Source organism: Pectobacterium colocasium (assembly GCF_020181655.1).
GTDB lineage: Bacteria > Pseudomonadota > Gammaproteobacteria > Enterobacterales > Enterobacteriaceae > Pectobacterium > Pectobacterium colocasium.
Genome location: NZ_CP084032.1, coordinates 1,099,387 through 1,125,711, shown reverse-complemented (window position 1 = coordinate 1,125,711; position 26,325 = coordinate 1,099,387). Strand labels below are relative to the sequence as shown.

Genomic DNA, 26,325 nt, shown 5'->3' with positions numbered 1-26,325 from the left:
TGGAGCAATACTGACAATATATTACCCCATAATTGACGTTACTGGCTGATTAACGTCCCTTCTTTTTCACCCATGACAACGCGGCGCAGTGCGCCCGGCTTGTTCATGTTGAAAACACGAATCGGTAAATTATGGTCGCGTGCCAGCGTAAACGCAGCAAGATCCATCACTTTCAGCTCACGTTCCAGCACTTCCTGATAGGTCAGCGAATCGTATAACGTTGCTGAAGGATCTTTTACCGGATCGGCAGAATAGACGCCATCGACCTTTGTCGCTTTCAATACGACATCCGCTTCAATCTCAATGCCGCGCAGGCAAGCCGCAGAATCCGTGGTAAAGAAAGGGTTACCTGTCCCGGCGGAGAAAATCACCACACGGTTATTACGCAGCAGGCTAATGGCTTCCGCCCAGCTGTAATTGTCACAGACGCCATTCAGAGGAATGGCGGACATCAGGCGAGCGTTCACATAGGCACGGTGCAACGCATCACGCATTGCCAGACCATTCATGACGGTCGCCAGCATTCCCATGTGGTCGCCCACAACGCGGTTCATACCCGCTTTAGCCAGACCCGCGCCACGAAACAGGTTACCACCGCCGATAACCACACCGACCTGAATGCCTAACTCAACCAGTTCTTTCACTTCCTGAGCCATGCGATCCAGAATGCTCGCATCGATACCAAAACCTTCAGTTCCCTGTAAAGCTTCGCCACTGAGCTTCAGCAGGATTCGTTGATAGACGGGTTTTGCATTGGTTGCCATGGTGTTCTTATCCTACAGGCTGTCGTCGTATTGGGGGGTTGTAAAATCAAAACTATTCCACCCGGCCCCCTATCTGAATGCAGGAAGCCAAGCGTATTGAAACTCTTTGGGCTGGATAAAAAGGAACCGCCAACTGGCGGCTCTTTTTTTACTGATTAAGACTGCTTACTCATCGCTGCGACTTCAGCAGCAAAGTCAGTCTCAACTTTCTCAATACCTTCACCCACTTCGAAACGGATGAAGTTAGTTACGTCAGCATTGTGCTCTTTCAGCAGCTGACCAACAGACTTGGCTGGATCCATAACGAAAGGTTGACCAGTCAGAGAAACTTCACCGGTGAATTTCTTCATGCGGCCTTCAACCATTTTCTCTGCGATTTCTTTCGGCTTACCAGACTGCATCGCGATTTCCAACTGAACCTGGTACTCTTTCTCTACCACTTCAGCAGACACGTCTTCCGGCTTAACGAATTCAGGCTTGCTTGCAGCAACGTGCATAGCCAGGTGTTTAACCAGCTCTTCGTCAGCACCTTTAGCAGCAACCAGAACACCGATGCGCGCACCGTGTTGGTAGTTACCCAGAACTTCGCCTTCCAGAGCAGAAACGCGGCGAATGTTGATGTTCTCACCAATTTTCGCAACCAGCGCAACACGCTCTTCTTCGAACTGTGCTTTCAGCACTTCAACATCAGTGATTTTGCCTGCAACAGCCGCGTCCAGCACTTTGTCAGCAAAGGCCTGGAAACCACCATCTTTAGCAACGAAGTCGGTCTGGCAGTTAACTTCCAGGATCACAGCGTAGTTACCGTCGATCTTAGTCTTGATTACGCCATCAGCAGCAACGTTACCTGCTTTCTTCGCCGCTTTGATTGCGCCGGATTTACGCATGTTTTCGATAGCCAGCTCGATGTCGCCGTTAGCTTCAACCAGCGCTTTCTTACATTCCATCATGCCCGCAGCGGTACGCTCACGCAGCTCTTTTACCAGTGATGCGGTAATTTCAGCCATTCTAAAATCCTCGGGAGATTTGCTCTGCCTGGTCGTCACGACCAAACAGCTTTAAAAGTGAAAAAGGGGCCATAAAAAGGCCCCTAACCAAACTAGTACTACCTGGTTAATAAGGGCTCAACGAGCCAGACTTATTATTCAGCTTCTACTAAGCCTTCTTCTGCCTGCACAGCCAGATCTTGAGAACGGCCTTCGCGGACAGCAGTAGCAACAGCGCTCAGGTACAGGCTAACTGCACGGATTGCGTCATCGTTACCAGGGATGATGTAGTCAACGCCATCTGGATCGGAGTTGGTATCAACCACGGCGAATACTGGAATGCCCAGGTTGTTAGCTTCTTTGATGGCGATGTGCTCGTGATCGGCGTCGATAACGAACAGCGCGTCTGGCAGACCGCCCATATCTTTGATACCGCCCAGGCTGTTTTCCAGCTTGTCCAGTTCACGAGTGCGCATCAGCGCCTCTTTTTTGGTCAGCTTGTCGAACGTGCCGTCTTGAGATTGGGTTTCCAGATCTTTCAAACGTTTGATGGACTGACGAACGGTTTTCCAGTTAGTCAGCATACCGCCCAACCAACGATGGTTCACGAAGAACTGATCGCAGTTGTTGGCTGCATCTTTTACCGCTTCGCTTGCTGCGCGTTTAGTACCAACGAACAGAATTTTGCCTTTGCGAGAAGCAATTTTGCTCAGCTCAGCCAGAGCGTCGTTGAACATTGGTACAGTTTTTTCAAGGTTGATGATGTGAACTTTGTTACGCGCACCGAAGATGAATGGTTTCATTTTCGGGTTCCAGTAACGGGTCTGGTGACCAAAGTGTACGCCAGCCTTGAGCATATCGCGCATGGAAACAGTTGCCATGATTACCTCTATTAATTAAGTATGGGGTTATGCCTCCACATGTCCCATTGCGCCGACCCCATCCGGTGAAACACCTCAGGAGCACCCCGGCGAACGTGCCGACATGTGTGTGTTATTTACACAAAGTGAGTTTAGTCGATGTGGTTGAGTACCGTATAACCGATATCCAGCCGGATCATCGGCGCGCTTTATACCATAAATCCCCCAGCGACACCAACATTTGTTATTCCATCGTCTACGAATCAGAATGATAGTTTGGCAAGCCAGCGGCAGGACTGGTAACATAAGTTATTAGTTATTCATCTTAATTCTCGTGTCTTAAATGACACCTGCGGACGACCACCCATGGCAATTTCAATTAAAACTCCCGAAGACATCGAAAAAATGCGCGTCGCTGGCCGTCTGGCTGCCGAAGTTCTGGAAATCATCGAACCCCACGTGGTGCCGGGCGTGAGCACCGCCGAGCTGGACAGAATCTGTCACGATCACATCACCAACAAGCAGCAGGCCATTTCCGCCAGCCTGGGCTACCATGGATTCCCGAAATCCGTGTGCATTTCCGTCAATGAAGTGGTGTGTCACGGTATTCCGAGCGACGACAAAATCCTTAAGGATGGCGATATCGTCAATATCGACGTCACCGTCATCAAAGACGGCTTCCACGGCGATACCTCAAAAATGTTCATCGCAGGCAAGCCAACCATTCTGGGCGAGCGCCTCTGTCGCATCACGCAGGAAAGCCTCTATCTGGCGCTGAAAATGGTTAAACCCGGCATTCGTCTGCGTACGTTGGGTAAAGCTATCCAGCAGTTTGCGGAAGGGAATAACTTCTCCGTAGTGCGTGAATATTGCGGTCACGGTATCGGTAAAGGCTTCCATGAAGAGCCGCAGGTTCTGCACTATGATGCCGATGACGGCGGTGTGGTGTTGCAGGCGGGTATGGCATTTACGATCGAGCCCATGCTTAATGCCGGTGATTTCCGTATTCGCACGATGAAAGACGGCTGGACGGTAAAAACCAAAGATCGCAGCTTGTCGGCACAGTACGAGCATACTATTGTGGTAACCGATAACGGCTGCGAAATAATGACGTTGCGAAAGGATGACACCATCCCCAACATCATCACGCATGAAGAGTAAACACTAAGCCGGCAGATGCCGGCTTTTTTTATGGCGTGCAGAAAGCACGCCCCCCTACGGGCCGCCGCAAGAGGCGTTGAAAAACGCGCTCTGCGTTTTTTTATGGGCTGCGCTATGACAGATAACCGCTTTTCGCCAGACAATACACCACCTGACGCGTCCTCACCAGACAGCCCTATAGACACCACTGCATCAGTACAGCTTCCTGCGTCACCGCTGACCTACGCGGATGACATGTTGGATTGTCAGACGTTGAAACAGCAATTAGAACTGTTTCAGCTTTGGCTCGGTGCAGAATTCCGCGCCGGCGTCAGCGCAGAAAAGCTGATAGATGCCAGAACCCTGTTTATCGATCGCCTGTTGCAGCGGCTGTGGTACTTCTACGGCTTTGAAAATATCGCCCAGACCTCGCTGGTCGCTGTAGGCGGATATGGCCGCGGTGAACTGCACCCCCTCTCCGACATCGACGTGCTGGTCTTAAGCCAGACGGCACTAAGTGAGGAACATTCCCAGCGCGTCGGCCAATTCATCACCCTGCTGTGGGATCTGAAACTGGAAGTCGGCCATAGCGTCAGAACGCTGGAAGAGTGCCTACAGGAAGGACGTGCCGATATCTCCGTCGCAACCAATCTGATCGAATCGCGCATGATATGCGGCGACGTCGCCCTGTTTCTCACGCTGCAAAAACACGTATTCAGTGATGAATTCTGGCCATCATCCACGTTTTTTCCGGCAAAAATCGCCGAACAGCAGGAACGCCATCAACGCTATCACAGCACCAGCTACAATCTGGAGCCCGATATCAAGAGCAGTCCAGGCGGGCTACGCGATATTCATACGCTGTTGTGGGTCGCGAGACGCCATTTTGGTGCCACGTCGCTGAATGAGATGGTGGGGTTCGGCTTCCTGACCGAGGCCGAACGTAAAGAGCTGAATGAATGCCAAAGCTTTTTGTGGCGCATCCGCTTCGCCCTGCATCTGATCCTGCCGCGTTACGACAACCGACTGCTGTTCGACAGGCAGCTTAACGTCGCACAGCTGTTGCAATATCGGGGTGAAGGCAACACGCCAGTAGAGCGCATGATGAAGGATTTCTACCGTATGACGCGCCGCGTCAGCGAGTTGAATCAGATGCTGTTGCAGCTCTTTGACGAAGCCATTCTGGCACTGGATGCGAGTGAGAAACCTCGTCCGATTGACGATGAATTCCAGCTACGCGGTAATCTGGTGGACCTGCGCGATGAAAACCTGTTTATCAAAAAGCCGGAAGCCATCATGCGCATGTTCTACCTGATGGTGCGCAACCGCGACATCAACGGTATTTACTCCACCACCTTGCGCCAACTGCGCCATGCACGTCGTCACCTCGCCAGCCCGCTTTGCACCATTCCAGAAGCGCGCCAGCTATTCATGAATATTCTGCGTCACCCGCATGCGGTGAGCCGTGCGCTGCTGCCAATGCATCGCCACAGCGTGCTGTGGGCGTACATGCCGCTGTGGGGGAATATTGTCGGTCAGATGCAATTCGATCTGTTCCATGCCTATACGGTGGATGAGCACACCATTCGCGTCCTGCTCAAACTGGAAAGCTTCGCCGATGAGGAGACGCGACCGCAGCATCCGCTGTGCGTAGAACTCTACCCTCGCCTACCCCAGCCTGAATTATTGCTGCTGGCCGCCCTGTTCCACGACATCGCAAAAGGCCGTGGGGGCGATCATTCCGAACTGGGCGCACAGGACGTGCTGGAATTTGCCGCGCTGCACGGGCTGAATTCACGCGAAGCTCAACTGGTTTCCTGGCTGGTGCGCTGCCATTTGCTGATGTCCGTCACCGCACAGCGTCGCGACATTCAGGATCCCACCGTCATTCAGCAATTTGCTACCGAAGTGCAGAGCGAAACCCGCTTGCGCTATCTGGTCAGCCTGACAGTAGCGGATATCTGCGCCACCAATGAAACGCTGTGGAATAGCTGGAAGCAAAGCCTGTTGCGCGAACTCTATTTTGCGACAGAAAAACAGCTGCGCCGTGGTATGCAAAATACGCCGGATTTACGCGAACGCGTCCGTCATCATCGCTTGCAGGCGCTGGCGCTGCTGCGGATGGATAATATTGACGAAGAAGCGTTGCACCACATCTGGAGCCGCTGTCGGGCCGATTATTTCCTGCGCCACTCGCCAAACCAGCTGGCCTGGCACGCGCGTCACCTGTTGGAGCATGATGTCAACAAACCGCTGGTGCTGATCAGCCATCAAGCCAGCCGTGGCGGCACAGAGATTTTTATCTGGAGCCCGGACAGGCCTTATCTTTTCGCGGCGGTCGCCGGTGAGTTAGATCGACGCAACCTCAGCGTGCACGACGCGCAAATCTTTACCAGCCGCGACGGCATGGCGATGGATACGTTCATCGTGCTGGAACCTGACGGCAGCCCGCTGGCGCAGGATCGGCATGAAATGATACGTCACGCGCTGGAACAAGCGCTGACACAACGGCATTATCAACACCCGCGCGTACGGCGACCGTCACCTAAACTGCGCCACTTCAGCGTGCCAACGGAAGTCAACTTCCTGCCGACACATACGGACAGACGCAGCTATATGGAGCTGAGCGCGCTCGATCAACCAGGGCTGTTGGCACGCATCGGTGAGATTTTTGCCGATCTCAACCTGTCGCTGCACGGCGCACGCATTTCCACCATCGGCGAACGGGTAGAGGATCTTTTCATTCTGGCTGACAGCGACAGGCGGGCATTAAAGCCGGAATTACGTCTTAAATTGCAAGAACGGTTGACAGAAGCCCTTAACCCAAACGATAAAGTACCATTGAGTTAATTTTTACAATCAGGAAAGAGAAATCAGGATGCACCAACAACTACAGAACATCATTGAGACGGCTTTCGAGCGCCGCGCTGAAATCACTCCGGCAAATGCAGATACCGTTACGCGTGAAGCCGTCAATCAGGCTATCAGCCTGCTGGATAGCGGCGCCCTGCGCGTTGCAGAGAAAATCGACGGCCAATGGGTTACCCATCAGTGGCTGAAGAAAGCCGTGCTGCTCTCTTTCCGCATTAACGATAACCAACTTATCGAAGGTGGAGAAACACGCTTTTTCGACAAAGTGCCAATGAAATTCGCTGACTATGATGAAGCGCGTTTCCAGCGTGAAGGCGTGCGCGTTGCTCCACCAGCCAGCGTGCGTCGCGGTGCCTATATCGCACGTAATACCGTACTGATGCCATCTTACGTCAACATCGGCGCTTACGTTGATGAAGGCACCATGGTGGATACCTGGGTAACCGTCGGTTCTTGTGCTCAGATCGGTAAAAATGTTCACCTGTCCGGCGGCGTCGGCATCGGTGGTGTTCTGGAGCCGTTACAGGCGAACCCAACCATCATCGAAGATAACTGCTTCATCGGTGCGCGTTCTGAAGTCGTGGAAGGCGTTGTGGTTGAGGAAGGTTCCGTCATCTCTATGGGCGTGTTCATCAGCCAAAGCACGCGTATTTACGATCGTGAAACCGGTGAAATTCACTACGGTCGCGTACCCGCAGGCTCCGTTGTGGTTTCCGGCAACCTGCCGTCCAAAGACGGTAGCCACAGCCTGTACTGCGCCATCATCGTGAAGAAAGTGGATGCGAAAACCCGCGGTAAAGTGGGTATCAATGAGTTATTACGCTCTATCGACTAAACGAGAAACGGCGGGTTAATCACCCGCCGTTTTTTTATGTTCGAACGATAAGTTATTTATATGTTCCCTCAATACTTCGGTATGACGGGTATATACCCTAAATAATTCGAGTTGCGTGAAGGCGGCAACTGCGCGAATCTCCAGGAGCTTACTCAGGTAAGTGACTGGGGTGAGTAAAGGCAGCCAACGCACAAGCAGCTTGAAGTATGACGGGTATAAACAGCGTAGGTTCTCGCTGGCATGATAATCAGGACTCTATAGAAACCGAGAAGGTGACGCTATGTATGACAATCTAAAAAGCCTGGGCATTACCAATCCCGATGATATCGATCGCTATAGCCTACGTCAGGAAGCGAACAACGACATCCTGAAGATCTATTTCCGTAAAGATAAGGGCGAGTTTTTCGCTAAAAGCGTGAAGTTCAAATACCCACGCCAGCGTAAGACCATCGTGGCCGACAACTCAGGACAGGGCTATAAAGAGATCAACGAGATCAGCCCCAATCTGCGCTATGTGATTGATGAATTAGACAAGATCTGCCAGCAGGAACAGGTTGAAGTCGATCTGAAACGCAAAATTCTCGACGATCTACGTCATCTGGAAAGTGTTGTGTCCAACAAGATTACCGAAATCGAAGCGGATTTAGAGAAGCTGACCAAGAGTCGCTAAACACGGTCATCGCTAATAGGTCGCAACGAAAACGGGAGCACAACAGGCTCCCGTTTCTCATTTCAGCACAGCATCACTGCGCATCAACCAAATCAGCCCATCCTTCAACCCACGGACATGACATCACTTCCGGTTCTGGATGTTCGACGGCATCAATTTCCAACACGTCGCCCAGGCGCTTAGCACCGATTTCCTGCAACAGCGCATCGAAAAGATGGCCGCCTGCACAGAAATTCGGATAGCTGCTATCGCCTAACGCAATCACCCCATAGCGCAGCGCGGGCTGGTAACCGCCTTTCTCACGCAGTGCGGCGTAGAGCGGAACAATAGAGTCAGGCAGTTGGCCTTGTCCCGTCGTCGACGTGACCACTAAAACCGTATGCTCGCGGTAATCCAGCCAAGATTCCAGCGTGGCATCTTCAAAGACCTTAACCTCATGGCCACGATCCCTGAGGATATTTTCGGCTTCTTCAGCCACCAGCAATGCATTCCCGTAGACCGTACCGACAAAAATACCAATCTGCGCCATGCTTCTGACTCCCTTTGTAATTCGATGTATTTGATATAGATAGGTTTGATATAAACGTTATACGGCAGATATTACCCAACGAAATGCTCGCTATCCTGACCTGAGTCGGCAGGAAACTCAACCCCTTCAAACTCAGGGAGAATCCCCTGCCAGCCAAATTGAGTCATCACGCCCTGCCACGGCGCATCCCAGCGAGCCTGCAACGTCAATGGCTGCCCGCTCACTGGATGATTAAGCTGTAGCTCGCTGGCATGCAGCATGAGTCTACCGCAGGAAAAATGTGTCTCCATGCCACGATTGTGTCGCAGGTCACCGTGCGCGGTATCGCCGATAATCGGATGACGAAGGTGTGACATATGGCGGCGGAGCTGATGTTTACGCCCGGTCTGCGGTTTCAGTTCCATCAGGCTGTAGCGTGCCGTTGGGTAACGGCCGATGGCAACCGGCATTTCGACCTGCGCCAAAGAACGATAATGCGTGACAGCAGGCTGCGGTGCCTTATCAGGATTCGTAAACTTGTCGGCGATCTTGTCCAGTTCTTCGGTGAGCGCATAGTCAATCACGCCATCATCCAGCACATAGCCCCGCACCACGGCATGATACATTTTCTGCATCTGGTGTGATTCAAACTGCTGGGATAACGCACGCGCCACCTCGCTGGACAGCGCGAGCAACAACACGCCGGATGTCGGCCTGTCGAGACGATGCACGGTATAGACGTGCTGGCCGATCTGATCGCGCACGGTCTGCATCACCACGACTTTTTCTTTGCGATCCAGCCAGCTACGGTGGACTAGCCAGCCGCTGGGTTTATTGACGGCGACCAGATGCTCATCCTGATAAATAATCTCAAGCATCGTGTACTGCGCCATCCTGTGCATCCGGGCGGAATAGCTCATCGAGTAGCCCGATACGCAACAGGATCGCCGCCGTCTCTTCTGGCGTGCCTTCCAGCGCTTCTTCAAAATAGGGAAGCAAAGCCAGCTCAGCAGGCAGCGCTAATTCGCTATCCAACAAAGCATGCATGCGCGGCAAAAAGACCCACTGCAACCACTCTTCGGGTTTCATGGTATCCAGGCTGAAAGGCTCAGTGCTGTTAAACGCCTCATCTTCTGGCGGAACAACCTGCCAGAAAGGACTTTCTCTCAATGCGCGCTCAATATCGAATAATGACTGACGAACCTGGTTCTCTCTACTCATGCGGTTTCTCGCCCTTGAAGCCAACAGTAATGGCGGCAAAGCATAGCATTGATATCAGACTGACCCAATCGCCGCATGTTGACCACAGGCTATCGGCGACAGCCTCAGTTCCCCATGCTACAGGCAAAAAAGTGGGGGTACTGATTGCTCAGTACCCCCGGTTCGTTTTATAGCTATCCCGCTACACATTTGCATCCCTGCTCATCCATGAAAACTTTTCCTTTTTGGTCTCCCTGACCCACAATCCTTGCTGGCGTCCTACTTTCTTCCTGACGTTTCCATCCTGTATCTTCCGTGACTAAATCCCTTTAGGCTCCTGCCCCACCGATATTCCTAATCGGCTCTCGGTCTCCTTCCTGGAGGTGTCCCTGATTTCATCCTGAAACCGTGTTTCTTCCTGAAACTGCGCTTCTTCCTGAAACGAGTGTTTCTTCCTAAAACAATCTTTATCCCTAAAACAGTGTTTCATCCTGAAACTGTGTCTCTTCCTGAAACAACGTTTCGTCCTGAAAACAACCCGAGTGCAGTAACACTATTTTGTTACCGATAGTCACCATTACACACACTGTAACCGGTTACTAACTTAAGTAATAAGATGTATTAATTGTCAGCTTTCAGCAAGGGGGAAGTGACAATGTTTCTCAACATCCCTTAAGCGACACGGTAATTTTTTATTGTAATTTGCTAATTAATAATGGAAAAATAAAAATGAAACATATTTTCAACATTAAAGATAAGACATTTCTTACAGCAAATGTAAGAGATCTCTCACAAAGCCGAAAGTGAAATTCGATTAACCATTAGACCGCTAACGGGTTCAGGTTAGAAAGAAACGCTGTCAGCGTCGGCGCTAAAATCTGACGCTTTTTCGTACCGAACTCTTCCAGGATGATTTCACCAGAAATATTACACAACGACACCATTGTCATCTCAGAATCAGTCGTTGCTAAAAACAGCGTTGGCGTCAGCTTAAGGCGTTTCTGAGTTAACAAGTGACCAATCAGATTCTCCTGCATGCGGGTGAAATCTTCCTCGCTCCACACCTGCAACAGTTGACAGGAGAGCGAATCAAACTGCGCCGCCATATCCCCAGCATACTGCGCGGTGTAAAAAGCATGAACATCAGGATGCAGGCTGATTTCCAGTGCACGTTCCACGCCATCCAATGCGGCTGAAGGAGCAAAAGGCTGCGGCGACCAGTAAACCGTATCTTCATGATTTTCGACAATACACGGGGAAGGTATGCCGTAAAGGGCTTCACTGGCGGGTAAATGCCCCTTCTCCTGCTGCCAGCAGTCAACATAGCGCTGGGTAAACGCCGCCAGTGCCGAAACGACCTCATGCTCCATAATTTTTCTCATCACTCTTTTAGTCAGGTTACACTATTCGCCATCACGCTTATCACATCAAGGTAACAGCATGTCCGTTTATGACAAGCATCAGGCCCTGAGCGGGCTGACACTGGGCAAACCCACTCCCTATCACGATCGCTATGATGCCGCCCTTCTCCAACCCGTGCCACGTAGCCTGAACCGCGATCCACTGGGTATTCATCCTGATAGCCTGCCTTTTCATGGCGCAGATATCTGGACGCTCTACGAGCTTTCCTGGCTGAACAACCGCGGCGTGCCTCAGGTGGCCGTCGGTGAAATGCATCTCAATGCGGAAAGCCTGAATCTGATTGAATCAAAAAGTTTTAAGCTGTACCTGAACAGCTTTAATCAGACGACATTCGACAGTTGGGAAAGCGTACGCGCAACGTTAGCCAAGGATCTGGCGCACTGCGCTCAGGGGGATGTCAGCATCACGCTTTTCAAACTCAGCGAGCTTGAAGGGCAGCCGCTAGCAGGATTCACAGGCGAGTGCATCGACGATCAAGACATTCAGATCGACAGCTACGATTTCAACGCCGACTATCTGGCGACAAACGAACAGGACGCACCTGTCGTTGAAGAAACACTGGTCAGCCACCTGCTGAAATCCAACTGTTTGATCACCCATCAGCCCGACTGGGGCTCTGTACAGATCCACTATCGCGGCAAACGCATTAACCGCGAAGCGCTGCTGCGCTACATTGTTTCGTTTCGTCATCATAACGAATTTCATGAGCAGTGTGTGGAACGAATTTTTAACGACATCATGCGCTATTACCAGCCGGAAAAACTCAGCGTTTATGCCCGCTATACCCGACGCGGCGGGCTGGATATCAACCCGTGGCGCAGTAACACCCCGTTTAACGCGCCAAATGGACGCCTGCCACGCCAGTAACCGACCGATAAATCACAGGCTCGTACAGTAAGATGCGTAGCGTCACGCAAGTTAGGCGACAGACTGCTGCCAACATTGGAAAAAATGATGGCAGCGCGTTAAGGTGGTGTGCCAGACAACAAAAGATCCATAACGTCTGAACGGTACTCAAGTAGGTTTCATTTAGGCTCGCGGTATTTAACGTATGACGTTTCGCGTCGCGTCTAAAATGAATGACATTCGTGCCGTGTTGCTGAAACGTCGAGCGTGTAGCGACGGAACGTGCTCTCAGCAGCCAGCATGGCATCGCGAATTATATTGCGTTTCAAGGAGCAAAATTGATTACACATATCAGCCCATTGGGATCGATGGATTTGTTATCGCAGTTGGAAGTGGACATGCTGAAAAGCACAGCCAGCAGCGATCTCTACCGTTTGTTTCGCAACTGTTCCCTCGCCGTACTGAATTCCGGTAGCCAGACAGATAACAGTAAAGAACTGCTGTCTCGTTATGAAGATTTTGATATCAACGTGCTGCGCCGTGAGCGCGGTGTCAAACTGGAATTGGTGAACCCGCCGGAAGATGCTTTCGTTGACGGCAACATCATTCGCGCTTTGCAAGCTAACCTGTTCGCCGTATTGCGCGACATTCTTTTCGTCAACGGCCAAATCGCCAGCGCAGGTCGCTACCAGAACCTGAATCTGGAAAATTCCTCCCATATCACCAATCTGGTGTTCTCTATCCTGCGTAATGCCAAGGCGCTCCACGTCGGGGAAGAGCCGAACATGGTGGTTTGCTGGGGTGGCCACTCAATTAATGAAATCGAATACCAGTATGCGCGTAAGGTGGGCAGCCAGCTCGGCCTGCGTGAACTGAATATCTGTACGGGCTGCGGCCCTGGTGCGATGGAAGCGCCAATGAAAGGTGCCGCCGTTGGTCACGCACAGCAGCGCTATAAAGAAGGACGTTTCATTGGTATGACCGAGCCGTCCATCATTGCGGCCGAACCGCCGAATCCGCTGGTCAATGAACTGATCATCATGCCGGACATAGAAAAGCGTCTGGAAGCTTTTGTCCGTATCGGACACGGCATCATTATTTTCCCTGGTGGGGTCGGAACGGCGGAAGAGTTCCTCTATCTGCTGGGCATCATGATGAACCCGGAAAACAGCGAGCAAGTGTTGCCGATTATCCTGACCGGGCCGGAAGAAAGCGCAGACTATTTCCGCGTGCTGGACGAATTCATTGTGGGCACGCTGGGTCGTCAGGCTCGCCGTTACTACTCGATCATCATTAATGACGCTGCGGAAGTCGCCCGCCAGATGAAGAAAGCGATGCCGCAGGTGAAAGAAAGCCGTCGCCACACGGGCGATGCCTACAGCTTTAACTGGTCATTGCGCATCGCTCCCGATCTGCAACTGCCCTTCGAGCCGACACATGAAAATATGGCCGATCTCAACCTGCATCCGAATCAGCCAGCTGAAGAGCTGGCTGCCGCGCTACGCCGGGCGTTCTCCGGGATTGTGGCCGGTAATGTGAAGGAAGTCGGCATTCAGGCGATTGAACAACGTGGGCCGTACAAAATTCATGGCGACCCGCAGATGATGAAAAGCATGGATACGCTGTTACAGGGCTTTGTCGCACAACAGCGCATGAAGCTGCCCGGCAGCGCCTATATCCCCTGCTACGAAATCTGCTCCTAACGGTTCACCGCTCGGTCGTACCTATGTGGGGGGAGCCCAGCTTCCCCCGCTTATTACATCAGGAATTACGCGATGCCCGTCCATTTGTTGATTATTGACGCGCTCAATCTGATACGTCGCATTCATGCGGTACAAGGTTCTCCCTGTATCACAGCATGCCAACATGCATTGCAGCAACTCATACAACACAGCCAGCCTACGCACGCTGTTGCCGTTTTTGATCATGAAGAGTTTGATGATGAAGGTCGTGTGACCAGTTGGCGCCATCAGCTCCTGCCTGACTACAAGGCAGGACGCACGCCAATGCCAGATAATCTGAAACAAGAACTCCCGCAGATTAAAGCAGCGTTTGCCGAAGTTGGTGTAGCAAGCTGGCATAGTCCCGGCAATGAAGCCGACGATCTGGCAGCCACGCTAGCCACCAAGTTGTCATCAGCGGGTCATCAAACAACCATTGTGTCGACCGATAAAGGGTACTGTCAGCTATTAGCGCCACACATTCAGATCAGGGATTACTTTCAGAAACGCTGGCTGGACCTGCCATTTATCGAACAAGAGTTTGGTGTGTCACCGCAACAGCTTACGGACTACTGGGGACTGGCAGGCATTAGCAGCAGTAAAATTCCGGGCGTCGCAGGTATTGGCCCCAAAAGCGCCGCACAGCTTTTGCAACAGGCAGGGAGCCTGGAGGCGCTTTATCAGCAACTCGATGCCGTGCCAGAAAAGTGGCGTAAGAAGCTGGAACAGCATAAAGACATGGCGCTAATCAGCCGTCAGGTGGCCATGCTGCGTACCGATTTAACGCTTAATGGCAATCTGCAACAGTTGAGGCTACCGTATTAAGAGACGGGCGATGTGCCCCTATTAATACCTGTCTCTTAGTCACATTTTTTATGCAGACTAGGAGAGGGTTTCGCGCGCAATAATACCATCATTTTTCATGCTACCCCAGTAGCACGCGCCCGACATGGGGCGGCTCACACGCCGCTCGCCCCATGACCCCAGGCTTCTGGCTAAATTATGCCGCTACGCGGTGCCTTCGTCGGTATCTGGCTTAACGGACCGCTTGCGACATGCTCCCAGCATGGCGCAAGCTTTCGCCGCATCCCTGCGGCTCATCCTAAGCCGACTATTTCCTCAGCATAATTTTTTACGCCGGATAACAGCAAAATCCACAATATCTCTTATTTTACCGCTCGTCGCGACGGCCAGGCACTGCGCTCCAGAAACGACGAACGTGTACGGTGATTTCCTCGCGGTCATGGTACAAATGCTTGGCATGCACTTCAGCATTAATCCCATTTTCGCTCAGGCGTTCACGCAGCACGGCCAGATTCTGCGACACCTCTTCATAGCGCTTCTTCATCGGCAGTTTCAGGTTGAAAATGGCCTCGCGACACCAACCCTTGATCAGCCAATCACTCATCAGGCTGGTGACCTTCGCCGGCTTTTCCACCATGTCGCACACCAGCCAGTACACGTTATTACGCGGTGGCTCAAAGCGGAAGCCGTCCGCCTGATGGTGCATCACCTGCCCAGTCTCCATCAGGCTCGGTGCCATGGGTCCATTGTCTACCGCATAAACCATCATGCTGCGTTTAACCAGTTGGTAAGTCCAGCCGCCGGGACACGCGCCTAAATCCACCGCGTACATACCGCTGCCCAAGCGCTCATCCCACTCATCCGCAGGAATAAAAACGTGGAATGCTTCTTCCAGTTTCAGCGTCGAGCGGCTTGGTGCATCAGAAGGGAATTTCAGCCGTGGGATCCCCATATAAAACGGTGAATTGTTATTGCTATAGGAATAGCCGACATAGCAGCAGCCTGGCGCAATGAACAGCACATGTAGTACCGGCCGATCCGCTTTTTCATAGCCCAACAGAATTTTATGTTCGCGCAGTGCCGCACGCAGCGGCACGGTGAATTTGCGGCAGAACTTCATCAGTTCTTTGCTTTCGTTGGTGTCAGGAACTTCAACGCGCAGCTCTCCCGCCCGTTCAATAGCCCCTGACAACATACCGACAATTGGCGTGATGCGATCTTCCGGCGGCAAATCGCGCAGCAGTTCACCACTTACGAACATCTGACGGGCAAAAATCAGCTCATGAAACGGCAGTGTTTTCACCAAACGCTCAGCATCTTCATGCTGATAGCATTCAAACACCACGTAACCGCTGTTTTCTTTTACCCGCGCGAAGCCGAAGGCGTTATGCTGCGTGGCTTTTTCCGTTATTTCCGCCGCACACTCTTTCTCAAACCCGGGACGACAATACAAAATGACCTTATTCATGGCGTTCAGCCTTTCTCTTCAGACGCAGTGCGCCAATCAATAATAATATCCATCCCACCAGAAAACAGGTGCCACCAATCGGCGTCACATAAACCCACAGTTTCAGGTGAGAAAGCGCCAGACAGTACAAACTTCCGCTGAAGAGTACCGTTCCCAACGCCAGAAAAACGCTGCTCCAGTAAAACCACAGATTGGTTCGCTGTTGCATCGCAACCGCCAGCGCCAGAATCGCTAACGTGTGAAATGCCTGATATTCAAGGCCGGTACGCAGCCAGCCCAGTTCCGTTGCGCCCAGCGTTTTGCTGAGGACATGGGAACCAAACGCGCCTAGCGCGACAAAAGTGAAGCCGCTGATAGCAGCAAACACCAGCATGAAACGACTATTCATCGTAGTTACCTATAATCGTTGTTATCTATCATCGTAGCTATCTGCATAAGTTATCTACGTGAGTTATTCGGTCACTCAACCTTCGACAGCCACACGGCCTCAGCGCGTGCCGTTGTCATAGCGAAAACGAAACTTTTCCTGCTCACTGGCGGCCCGCGCCAGAATCCAATGGCGAAAGGCGGCTATTTTACCCAGTTCTGCCTGACTGTCATGACATACCAGATAAAAAGCGTTCCGGCTGACCAGCACATCGTTAAATGGGCACACCAGTCGCCCGGCTTCGATTTCCGTTTGTGCCATGACATTATTCGCCAACGCCACGCCCTGCCCGTGAATGGCCGCCTGCAACACCATGGCGCTATGGCTGAAAATCGGCCCCTGCTGCACGTTAATTTGCACGCCAAGCTGACGCGTATAGGACAACCAGTCACGACGTGACGCATCGTGCAGCAGCGTGTGTGCGACCAAATCATCTGGTGTTTTTAACGGGTGATTCCCCGTCAGCAACGCTGGCGAACAAACCGGCAAAAGATACTCCGCGTACAGTTTTTCTACCCGCAACCCCGGCCAATTTCCGCGACCGTAGAAAATCGCGACATCCACGTCATCCGCCAGACGATCTTCATCGCGATCCACCGCCTGAATACGCACATCAATCCCCGGATAGTCGGAGTTAAAGCTCGACAGACGCGGTACCAGCCAATGAATGGCAAAGCTGGGCAACAGACTGACCGTTAACGCGCCTTTGGCACTGCGGGATTGCAGCTTACGGGTTGCGTCATTCAAAGAGGAGAAGATCTCTTTGATATCAAGATAGTAACTTTGCCCCTCTTCCGTCAGCAGCAGAGAGCGATTACGACGGCGGAACAATTTAAGCCCCAGAAAATCTTCCAATGATTTAATCTGGTGGCTGACGGCAGCCTGCGTAACAAACAATTCTTCTGCCGCTTTGGTAAAGCTTAAATGGCGAGCCGCCGCATCAAAAACGCGCAATGCGTTGAGCGGGGGGAGACGTTTTGACATGAATGAAATCTTTTAGTTTACGCTAAATCAGCGGTTTATCGGGCACATTTATACCCATTAAATCTTAAGATGCAGAAAGGCAACAAAGGGCAAGATCGCCTGCCAATTAGCTGGCTAAGCGATTAATACCAGTGGCAATAGCCGGATTCTCTGCAACGAAAAGATGACGGGTACAACTATTAGTTTTTATAATCCGAGACATTATAATTTGTCCGTTGAGGATGTACCAGCAAATACCTATATTAGCGCAACTTCCTGGGCCGGAACGAAAAGTGCGGAGGGGTAACCTGAGGTGCTTTTGGCTTGTGGTTGTGATGTTGTGTTTGCTATTTGTTTGTCTGCCTTTTGCAGATGTGGTAGCGAGTCTACCCTATTCACTTCCTGTACATTTACCCTGTCTGTCCAAAGTGATTTTTTGTGTAGCACCGCAAATTGCGGTGCTTTTTTTTTGGCCTGCGTTTCACACCTGAAACGATGACAACCGATGCGAGTCTGCGCAGCTTAACAGGTAACGCGGGATGATAGGCAAACCGCACTATTTCCCTTTCGCCATTTCTTTCACATTATCGCGATTAATTTGCTGCTGCTGACCGTAGGCATCGGTATAGCTGATCATACCCGTCTCATCATCAACCTTCGGTTTCCCCTCTGCAACGATGGTGCGCCCGTCATTGGTATGCATGACGTAATTACTGGAACAGGCTGCCAGAGAAAACGCCATCACGATAGCGGCAAAAATAGAAATTTTATTCTTCATAGTTAAGCCTCAATGAATTTAAATGTTTTCTAGTTAACCTTATTCATCAGGAAATCCTGAAAATTAACACTTTAAAGCGTAGCAATAGTTGCTTTTTTTTCCATAAAATCGCATTAGGCATAGTCCTAAACTTGTCTCTCTCAACAAAATGGGACAGGATCGCCCCTCCAAAAGAGGATGCTCATGACACCGTTTAACCCCGCCACCTTTCGCCAACAGTTTCCCGCTCTTCAGCATTCGACGGTGTATCTTGATAGCGCCGCGACCGCGCTGAAACCACAGGCTGTCATTGATGCGGTTCAAGCGTTCTATTGCAGTGAGAGTGGTACGGTGCACCGCAGCCAGCATCGCGGTGCGCAGGCGTTGACCCAGCGCTTTGAAGGCGCTCGAGAGCAAGTCGCTACCTTACTCCACGCGGACGATCCGCGTTCGATTGTCTGGACCAGAGGCACGACGGAAGCGATCAATCTGGTTGCGCAGAGCTATGCCCGTCCTCGCCTTCAACCGGGCGATGAGATCGTGGTGAGTGAGGCGGAGCATCACGCTAACCTCATTCCGTGGCTAATGGTGGCGCAGCAAACCGGCGCAAAGGTGGTGAAGTTACCGATAGGCGCGGACTTCTTACCGGATGTTGAGCAGCTAGCCACGCTGCTTACCCCCAAAACCCGGTTGCTGGCGCTGGGGCAAATGTCAAACGTGACGGGCGGACAGCCCGATCTGGCGCGCGCGATTGCGCTGGCCCACCGTTATGGCGCGGTAGTGATGGTTGATGGCGCGCAGGGCATTGTTCACTGTCCGCCGGATGTACAGGCGTTGGATATTGATTTCTATGCGTTTTCCGGGCACAAATTGTATGCCCCAACCGGGATTGGCGTGCTGTACGGCAAAACCGCCTTGCTGGAAAGCATGATGCCGTGGCAAGGCGGCGGAAAAATGATGACGCAGGTGTCCTTTGACGGCTTCAAGCCCAAGGCGATTCCACAGCGGTTTGAGGCGGGAACGCCACACATTGCCGGCGTGCTTGGCCTGTCTGCGGCACTCGACTGGCTGACCACGCTGGACTGGCACGCCGCAGAGCAGCACAGCCAGCAGTTAGCGCAGCTTGCCGAAACGTATTTAGCGCAGTTCCCCGGCTTTCGCAGCTTCCGTAGCCCGCAGTCCAGCGTGCTGTCCTTTGATATTGCCGATGTGCACCACAGCGATCTGGTTACGCTGTTAGCTGAAAGCGGCATCGCACTGCGTGCTGGGCATCACTGTGCGCAGCCGCTGATGGACGCGCTCGGCGTCAGCGGCACGCTCCGCGCCTCGTTTGCCCCCTATAACAACCAACAGGATGTTGCTGCGCTGATCGCAGCAGTGGGCAGCGCCCTTGAATTATTGATCGACTAAACCATGACCCAGACAACTGACACCACGCATCCTTTTGGCCACCACACCACCGTCGCCGACCTGCTGGCGCGATTCGATGCCTGCCGCGCGTGGGAAGATCGCTATCGGCAGCTCATTTTATTGGCAAAGGCGTTGCCAACGCTGCCCGAGGTGCTGAAAACCGACGAGATTTCATTATCCGGCTGTGAAAATCGCGTCTGGCTGGGTTATCAGCGTCAGGAAGACGGCAGGCTGCATTTTTATGGCGACAGCGACGGGCGCATTGTGCGGGGATTACTGGCGGTATTGCTAACCGCCGTTGAGGGAAAAACGCCAGAAACGCTATTGCAGCACGATCCGCTGGCGCTGTTCGATATGTTGGGGCTGCGCGCGCAGCTCAGCGCTTCGCGTTCAAGCGGGCTGGCGGCGCTGGCCGCCAGAATCAGGGACATAGCAGAACACGAAGCAGCGGGAAAATAGCGAGATTCACGCGACTTCTGCACCACAGGCTTTATTTTGTCACAAACACCTGTTACGTCGCAGACGCCCTTTCCCTTTTCGCCATCATCTTCTTCAGCGCATGGGATACCGCAACAAACCCGAAGGTTGCGGTGACCATCGTCGCGGCCCCAAAGCCTGATGCGCAATCCATACGCATGACGCCGTCTGCCGTGCTGCGCGATGCACAAACGGAACCGTCAGGCTGCGGATAAACCAGTGGCTCGCTGGAAAACACACAGTCGATACCCAACTTTCCCTTGCTGTTCTTCACCACGTTAAAATCGTGCTTTAACCGCTCGCGCAACTTGGCAGCCAGCGGATCCTGAATCGTTTTCGCCAGATCGACCACTTCAATCCGAGTCGGATCGATCTGCCCACCTGCACCGCCGGTTGTCACCACCGGGATTTTATAGCGGCGACAGTAGGAGAGCAGCGCCGCCTTCGGGCGTACGCTGTCGATGGCATCAATCACATAGCTGAAGTTTTTATCGAGCAGCTCGGCCACGTTTTCCGCGCTAATGAAATCATCCACGCAGGTGACGCGACATTCCGGGTTGATCGCCAGAATACGTTCCGCCATCACTTCCGTCTTCGACTGCCCAGTGTGCTGACGCAGCGCGTGGATCTGTCGATTGGTGTTACTGACGCACACATCATCCATATCAATCAGCGTAATCGCGCCGATGCCGGTACGCGCCAGCGCCTCAGCCGCCCAGGAACCGACACCACCAATGCCAATCACACAAACGTGAGCCTGAGAAAACAGCGCCAGCGCCTGTTGACCATATAACCGTGCGGTGCCGCCGAAGCGTTGCAAATAGGCTTCGGATAATTGCGTACTCATTCAATCAACCTTACGAAAACAAAATCACAGGAAAATAACACAGCGAAAAAGCGGCTCAGGATAGCGCTAAACCCGCACCACATCCACCAAACAGCTCATGGCATTCGGCCCCTGCGTCAGCGGCGATGTGCCGATATCCAGCGTCAGTACATTCGCATTGCCAGACTGCTCAACCGGATACCACGTTTTCTGACCGAAGCCGGGTTCAAACCAGGCACCGGTGGACATAATCACCACGCCCGGCGTGACGCCATCGGTAATCTGTACGCCCGCCAGAATGCGACCACGCGCGTTTCTGACTTCCACCTGCGAACGGTCGACGATATCCCGTTTGGCGGCATCCTGCGGGTGCATGTACAGCGTCTCTTTTCCTGCGGTTTTATTCGCGGCAACCTGCGGCGTCGCTGCCAGTTGGCTGTGCAAACGGTCGGACGGCTGAATGGAAATAAAGTGCAGCGGCCATTCCTCCGTGCTTTTGGCTCCCAGCCATTCAACGGGAGGCTGCCATTCCGGGTGCGGCGCAAAATCGGCATAACCATAGCTGGCGATGGCCGAGCTGAACAGTTCAATTTTACCGCTTGGCGTACTCAGCGCATGCTGCTGAGGATCGCGGCGGAAATCCTCAAAGAACACAAACGGCTTTTCATCCATCGGGATTTCGACATATCCCTGCTGCCAGAAATCCTCGAATGACGGCCAGCTGTCAGCGGCATCCCGCTGCCTTGCTCGGCATTCTTCATACAGGTGTTCCAGCCACTGCTGCTCACTGCGATTTTGCGTGAACACATCGCCATAACCCAGACGCTCGGCCAGTTCGCTGAAAATATCCACGTCATTACGCGCCTGATGCTGCGGCGCAATCGCCTGATGCATGGCAAAGATAAAGCGATCGCGAGACGACCCGCCGATATCATTACGCTCCAGCGTTGTCGTGACGGGCAGTACGATATCCGCCATCTGCGCTGCTGGCGTCCAGACGATATCCTGCACAATCACCGTATCCGGTTTGCGCCAGCCGTCTACCAGACGGTTCAACTGCTGGTGATGATGGAATGGGTTACCGCCCGCCCAGTGAATCAGATGAATATCGGGATAAGTATGGGTTTCGCCCTGGAAGGTATAAGGCGTGCCGGGATGCAATAGCATATCGGCGATGCGCGCCACGGGGATCGCTCGCCCCGCATTCGGGCTGGAAGGCGAAGCGGGCGCTGGCGTTGAAATACGCTCGTTGCCGACGCTATTCATCGAACCATGCCCGAAGGAGAATCCGCCGCCGGGCAACCCCACCTGTCCCAACATTGAAGACAGCGCAATCATCATCCAATACGGCTGTTCGCCGCGGTGCGCGCGTTGCACTGAATAAGAACAGGTAATAAAGCTGCGCACACCGATCAACTGCTGCGCCAGACGCCGAATACGTTCAGCGGGAATGCCAGTGATGTCGCTGGCCCATTCGGGCGTTTTCACCACGCCGTCGCCGCGACCGTGCAAGTAGTCGCTCAACTGCTCGTAACCAACACAGTAGCGTTGCAGGAAATCCTTATCGTCAGCGCCCAAACGCTGAATTTCATAGCCCAGCGCCAGCATCAGAGCGACATCGGTATTCGGGCGGATTGGAATCCACTCGGCATTCACAAATTCAGGGCAGTCATCGCGCATCGGGCTGATGTTAATGACCGGAATCCCTTTCGCCACCAGCGTTTCCAGCGCGGGCTTCAAGGTGTGGTGCCCGGCACCGCCGGAGGCCACCTGCGCGTTTTTCAGCGCCAGACCACCAAACGCGAGGAAAATATCACAGTGCTCGGCGACGCTGCGCCATTCCGTCACCTTGCCCGTCAGCGGATGGAAGGTGCCAATCACGTACGGCAGGAAGAACTGCGCTGCGCCCCAGCTGTAATTCCCCTGCTGATCGACCGCGCCGCCGCCGGAGAAATAGAAGCGCCGAACCTGAGAACGCGCATGGTGATAGCGCCCGGCAGATGACCAGCCGTAGGAACCGGCAAACAGGCCATCCGCACCGTAGCGATCGCGAATACGGCGATTCTCCTGCGCAACCAGATCGAGCGCGACGTCCCAATCTACTTCAACAAAATCTTCTCTGCCGCGCAGAGTTCTGTCGCTATTTTCGCGTTTCTGGAGCCAGGAACGCCGCACCGAAGGCCGACGGATACGTCGGTCGGAATACACCAGCGGCACGATGGAATCGAGCATGGCGGAAGGTGCCGGATCGTCAGCAAACGGCTCGCATCGAATCAACCTGCCGTCTTCAACTACAGCGGTAAACGCGCCCCAATGCGCAAGATGTGGATAACGTTTAATCGCCATGACAACCTCAGGATAAGTAATTAGCAGGGTGGATAATACCCTGAATTACCGACGCCCCCAACAGCAAGAAGAGTGAATAGCTTATGCGTAATTCGGCATTAGTTATCCATATTTAAACGTTCGTTTAAAACACGCGTTAGGCTAGGGTTTAACCAGAAAATAAAGAGGTGGTTCAGGCCGTTTTATTATTTTTTCGTTATTAAAACCAGGAACGCAGCATGAAACCCATTACGCCACACAGCAACGGTAATGACGTTATTTCATTACTGTCCCGATGTTGACCCCCTTTATCTCTCTCAGAGAAAGGTGCGTTGTCACCCCAAACACATCATTCACAACACGCCATTAAAAATAAAAGTGGGGAGCACACCGTTGCCCTCTGCATACGGATGGGAAATATGAAAAAAAATCTATTCTTATCAGCGTTGATTCTGACGTCTTCGTTATTCGGCCTTGCCGCACAGGCGGAAACCCTGACGCCCAAGCGCGGCGGCACGCTGAATTTTTTGGCCGAGCCTGAACCGCCCGTGTTAACCAGCCTGGTTAGCACCAGCGGCGCGGTGATGAAGGTCAACGCCAAGGTCATTGAAGGCTTGTTGAATTACGATTTCGATATGAAACCGACCCCGCAGTTGGCAACTAGTTGGTCAGTTAGCCCGGACGGCAAACAATATACGTTCCATTTGCGTAAAGGCGTGAAATGGCATGATGGGCAAGACTTCACTTCTGCGGACGTCGCGTTTTCCATTATGACCGTCAAAAAATACAATTCACGCGGTCAGGGCACGTTTGCCAACGTCACCGAAGTGAAAACCCCCGATCCGTATACCGCGATTCTTGAACTGTCAAAACCCGCGCCTTATCTGCTGAGCGCGTTCTCCGCCAACGAAGCGCCTATCGTGCCAAAACACTTATATGAAGGCACAAACATTCTGTCGAATCCTCACAATACCGCACCGATTGGTACCGGTCCGTTCGTCTTCAAAGAATGGGTTCGTGGCAGCCATATCCTGTATGAACGTAACCCGAACTACTGGGATAGCCCCAAGCCTTACGTTGATAAACTGGTGGTGAAAATCATTCCCGATGCAGCCACTCGCACCATTGCGCTTGAAACCGGCGCGCTGGATCTGGGAAGCGACTCTCCCGTTCCGCTGAGTGAAATTGAACGCATCAAGAAAAACCCCAAGCTAGGCATTGAAACCAACGGCTACGGTTATAGCCCAACGCAAACGCGTATCGAGTTCAATCTGGATAACCCTTACCTGAAGAATTTGAAGGTTCGCCAGGCCATTGCGCACAGCATCAATATTGATGTGTTGAAAAACGTGGTGTGGTATGGATACGCGGTAAATTCACCGACACCCATTACGCCAGAGCTGGCGCAGTTCCATGATGCGACCCCCTCCCCTTATGGCTTCGATATTGCCAAAGCGAACAAACTGCTGGATGAAGCGGGCTTCCCGCGTCAGGCAGACGGTATCCGCTTCAAGCTGGTACATGACTTCATGCCCTATGGTGATAGCTTCAAACGCGTAGCGGAATACCTCAAATCGTCACTCGCCAAAGTCGGCATCGACGTCACCATTCGCTCACAGGATTTCGCCACCTTCGTTAAGCGCGTTTATACCGACCGCGACTTTGATTTCAACAACGGTTCCATCTCGAATCTGTTCGATCCCGCCGTAGGTGTACAGCGTCTGTACTGGTCAAAAACCTATCAACCGGGCGTGCCTTTCGGCAACGGCTCACATTACAGCAACCCGGAAGTCGACCGCCTGCTTGAGCAAGCCTCGGTGGAAACCAATCCTGAAAAACGCGTGGATTTGTACAAGCAGTTCCAACGCATCATCGCTACGGATATTCCCGATTTGAACCTGCTCCAGATTAAGCGCCAGACGATTTACAACAAGCGCGTGCACAACGTCGTCACGGATATTCAGGGCGTCAACAGCAGTCTGGCCGACGTGTGGCTGGATCAGTAATCGTAATACAGCATACCCCTGCGCTGGCAGGGGAATCCCATGAAGGTATGTGATGAATAAAGTAGAACGAATCGGGCGCGTACTGTGGCGAACCCTGCTTCATGCGCTGCCAACGGCCATTGGCATTGTCATTCTGGTGTTTTTCCTGCTGCAGTTGGTGCCGGGAGACGCCGTTGATGTGCTGGCCGGCGAGTCAGGCAATGCAACCGAAGCGACGATGGCACACCTGCGCGCTCAATTCGGTCTCGATCAACCCATACTGCAACAGCTCTCTGTTTATTTGGGCAATTTGGCGCAGTTCAGCCTCGGCTTTTCGCCTCGCTACAATGCGCCAGTAATGGATCTGATCCTGTCACGGTTGCCGGGCACCCTATTCCTGATGCTGCTGTCGCAGGTTTTTGCCATCATCATCGGTATAACGCTGGGAACGATCATGGCGGTGTGGGCAGGTAAATGGCCCGACCGTTTGCTCTCCCTCATCGCGCTGCTGCTCTACTCCACGCCGGGATTCTGGATCGGCCTGATGACGCTGATTCTGTTTTCCGTACATCTTGATTGGCTGCCAAGTGGCGGCAATATCACCATCGGCGCGAGCCTGACCGGTTGGGCATATTTCAAGGATATGTTGCAGCATGCCATCCTTCCGGTCGTGGCGCTGAGCAGCTTTTTTATTGCCATTTATGCCCGTCTGACCCGCGCGGCCATGTTGGAAATCGCTCAGCAGGATTTCGTGCGCACCGCACATGCCAAAGGGCTGTCGCCGCTGTGGGTCACCGTCAGACACATTCTGCGCTGCGCGCTGCTGCCTATCACTACCGTGGCGGGGATGCACTTCGGCAATCTGCTGGGTGGAGCAGCCGTGGTCGAGACGGTCTTTAGCTGGCCGGGACTGGGCCGTCTGGCGCTGGAAGCGGTGATGGCACGTGACTTCAACGTCTTGTTAGGCGTCCTGCTGCTTTCCGCCTTCTTAGTCATTTTGGCTAACGTGCTGGTGGACTTACTGCAATCCTGGCTCGATCCCCGAATTAAGGCACGCTGA

General features: G+C 52.8%; 24 protein-coding genes. 11 read left to right on the top strand and 13 right to left on the bottom strand.

Annotation, left to right across the window (positions count from 1 at the left end):
- Positions 1–38: 38 nt before the first annotated feature.
- The 3 genes from pyrH to rpsB form a co-directional block, all read right to left on the bottom strand.
- Positions 39–764, bottom strand: a complete 726-nt coding sequence (gene pyrH, locus LCF41_RS05035) for a UMP kinase (protein ID WP_012773631.1) — start codon at positions 762–764, stop codon at positions 39–41.
- Between the two features lie 155 nt (positions 765–919).
- A complete protein-coding gene (gene tsf / locus LCF41_RS05030; RefSeq protein ID WP_225087147.1) occupies positions 920–1,771 on the bottom strand; it encodes a translation elongation factor Ts in 852 nt (283 codons plus the stop codon).
- A 134-nt stretch (positions 1,772–1,905) separates the two neighbouring features.
- A complete protein-coding gene (gene rpsB, locus LCF41_RS05025; protein WP_010284816.1) occupies positions 1,906–2,631 on the bottom strand; it encodes a 30S ribosomal protein S2 in 726 nt (241 codons plus the stop codon).
- Between the two features lie 345 nt (positions 2,632–2,976).
- On the opposite strand from rpsB, the gene map reads away from it, so the two are divergent.
- From map to LCF41_RS05005, 4 genes are all read left to right on the top strand, one after another.
- Positions 2,977–3,771, top strand: coding sequence for a type I methionyl aminopeptidase (gene map, locus LCF41_RS05020; protein WP_225087146.1), 795 nt, complete (start codon positions 2,977–2,979; stop codon positions 3,769–3,771).
- Positions 3,772–3,885: 114 nt separating this feature from the next.
- Complete coding sequence (gene glnD, locus LCF41_RS05015; RefSeq protein ID WP_225087145.1) at positions 3,886–6,600, top strand: bifunctional uridylyltransferase/uridylyl-removing protein GlnD; 2,715 nt, start codon at positions 3,886–3,888, stop codon at positions 6,598–6,600.
- Positions 6,601–6,628: 28 nt separating this feature from the next.
- On the top strand, positions 6,629–7,456 hold the full coding sequence (gene dapD / locus LCF41_RS05010) for a 2,3,4,5-tetrahydropyridine-2,6-dicarboxylate N-succinyltransferase (RefSeq protein ID WP_225087144.1): 828 nt from the start codon (positions 6,629–6,631) through the stop codon (positions 7,454–7,456).
- Positions 7,457–7,736: 280 nt separating this feature from the next.
- Positions 7,737–8,126, top strand: coding sequence for a DUF3461 family protein (locus LCF41_RS05005; RefSeq protein ID WP_225087143.1), 390 nt, complete (start codon positions 7,737–7,739; stop codon positions 8,124–8,126).
- Positions 8,127–8,199: 73 nt separating this feature from the next.
- On the opposite strand, the gene LCF41_RS05000 is transcribed toward LCF41_RS05005, so the two are convergent.
- The 4 genes from LCF41_RS05000 to syd form a co-directional block, all read right to left on the bottom strand.
- Positions 8,200–8,655, bottom strand: a complete 456-nt coding sequence (locus LCF41_RS05000; RefSeq protein ID WP_225087142.1) for a flavodoxin — start codon at positions 8,653–8,655, stop codon at positions 8,200–8,202.
- A gap of 71 nt (positions 8,656–8,726) precedes the next feature.
- Positions 8,727–9,512 (bottom strand): tRNA pseudouridine(65) synthase TruC, encoded by a 786-nt coding sequence (gene truC / locus LCF41_RS04995; RefSeq protein ID WP_225088102.1) that lies wholly within the window; start codon positions 9,510–9,512, stop codon positions 8,727–8,729.
- Positions 9,505–9,855, bottom strand: coding sequence for a YqcC family protein (locus LCF41_RS04990; protein ID WP_012773624.1), 351 nt, complete (start codon positions 9,853–9,855; stop codon positions 9,505–9,507). The genes truC and LCF41_RS04990 overlap by 8 nt, the downstream gene beginning before the upstream one ends.
- Positions 9,856–10,655: 800 nt before the next feature.
- Positions 10,656–11,204: a SecY-interacting protein gene (gene syd, locus LCF41_RS04985; RefSeq protein WP_225087141.1), complete on the bottom strand. Its 549-nt coding sequence runs from the start codon at positions 11,202–11,204 to the stop codon at positions 10,656–10,658.
- A gap of 70 nt (positions 11,205–11,274) precedes the next feature.
- Here syd and queF point away from each other — a divergent pair, with 70 nt between their 5' ends.
- The 3 genes from queF to xni all read left to right on the top strand — a co-directional run bounded on the left by queF (position 11,275) and on the right by xni (position 14,648).
- On the top strand, positions 11,275–12,123 hold the full coding sequence (gene queF / locus LCF41_RS04980) for an NADPH-dependent 7-cyano-7-deazaguanine reductase QueF (protein WP_225087140.1): 849 nt from the start codon (positions 11,275–11,277) through the stop codon (positions 12,121–12,123).
- Positions 12,124–12,440: 317 nt separating this feature from the next.
- Positions 12,441–13,805, top strand: a complete 1,365-nt coding sequence (gene ppnN, locus LCF41_RS04975) for a nucleotide 5'-monophosphate nucleosidase PpnN (RefSeq protein ID WP_225087139.1) — start codon at positions 12,441–12,443, stop codon at positions 13,803–13,805.
- Between the two features lie 72 nt (positions 13,806–13,877).
- A complete protein-coding gene (gene xni, locus LCF41_RS04970) occupies positions 13,878–14,648 on the top strand; it encodes a flap endonuclease Xni (protein ID WP_225087138.1) in 771 nt (256 codons plus the stop codon).
- 346 nt (positions 14,649–14,994) lie between these two features.
- On the opposite strand, the gene rlmM is transcribed toward xni, so the two are convergent.
- The 4 genes from rlmM to LCF41_RS04950 form a co-directional block, all read right to left on the bottom strand.
- Positions 14,995–16,095, bottom strand: coding sequence for a 23S rRNA (cytidine(2498)-2'-O)-methyltransferase RlmM (gene rlmM / locus LCF41_RS04965; RefSeq protein WP_225087137.1), 1,101 nt, complete (start codon positions 16,093–16,095; stop codon positions 14,995–14,997).
- Positions 16,088–16,483, bottom strand: a complete 396-nt coding sequence (locus LCF41_RS04960) for a DUF423 domain-containing protein (protein ID WP_225087136.1) — start codon at positions 16,481–16,483, stop codon at positions 16,088–16,090. The genes rlmM and LCF41_RS04960 overlap by 8 nt, the downstream gene beginning before the upstream one ends.
- A gap of 99 nt (positions 16,484–16,582) precedes the next feature.
- Positions 16,583–17,506, bottom strand: a complete 924-nt coding sequence (locus tag LCF41_RS04955) for a transcriptional regulator GcvA (protein WP_180742166.1) — start codon at positions 17,504–17,506, stop codon at positions 16,583–16,585.
- A 535-nt stretch (positions 17,507–18,041) separates the two neighbouring features.
- Positions 18,042–18,263, bottom strand: a complete 222-nt coding sequence (locus LCF41_RS04950) for a YgdI/YgdR family lipoprotein (protein WP_005975888.1) — start codon at positions 18,261–18,263, stop codon at positions 18,042–18,044.
- 183 nt (positions 18,264–18,446) lie between these two features.
- On the opposite strand from LCF41_RS04950, the gene csdA reads away from it, so the two are divergent.
- Complete coding sequence (csdA, locus tag LCF41_RS04945) at positions 18,447–19,652, top strand: cysteine desulfurase CsdA (protein WP_225087135.1); 1,206 nt, start codon at positions 18,447–18,449, stop codon at positions 19,650–19,652.
- Between the two features lie 3 nt (positions 19,653–19,655).
- Positions 19,656–20,111 (top strand): cysteine desulfurase sulfur acceptor subunit CsdE, encoded by a 456-nt coding sequence (csdE, locus tag LCF41_RS04940; RefSeq protein ID WP_225087134.1) that lies wholly within the window; start codon positions 19,656–19,658, stop codon positions 20,109–20,111.
- A gap of 52 nt (positions 20,112–20,163) precedes the next feature.
- On the opposite strand, the gene tcdA is transcribed toward csdE, so the two are convergent.
- Both tcdA and LCF41_RS04930 read right to left on the bottom strand, forming a co-directional pair.
- Complete coding sequence (tcdA, locus tag LCF41_RS04935) at positions 20,164–20,976, bottom strand: tRNA cyclic N6-threonylcarbamoyladenosine(37) synthase TcdA (protein ID WP_180742162.1); 813 nt, start codon at positions 20,974–20,976, stop codon at positions 20,164–20,166.
- 66 nt (positions 20,977–21,042) lie between these two features.
- Entirely contained in the window at positions 21,043–23,301 is a 2,259-nt protein-coding gene (locus LCF41_RS04930) for a molybdopterin-dependent oxidoreductase (protein WP_225087133.1), read from the bottom strand.
- 398 nt (positions 23,302–23,699) lie between these two features.
- On the opposite strand from LCF41_RS04930, the gene LCF41_RS04925 reads away from it, so the two are divergent.
- Both LCF41_RS04925 and LCF41_RS04920 read left to right on the top strand, forming a co-directional pair.
- Complete coding sequence (locus LCF41_RS04925; RefSeq protein ID WP_225087132.1) at positions 23,700–25,286, top strand: ABC transporter substrate-binding protein; 1,587 nt, start codon at positions 23,700–23,702, stop codon at positions 25,284–25,286.
- A 52-nt stretch (positions 25,287–25,338) separates the two neighbouring features.
- Positions 25,339–26,325 carry an ABC transporter permease gene (locus tag LCF41_RS04920; RefSeq protein ID WP_119888363.1) on the top strand — a complete coding sequence of 329 codons (987 nt, stop codon included), beginning with the start codon at positions 25,339–25,341 and terminating at the stop codon, positions 26,323–26,325.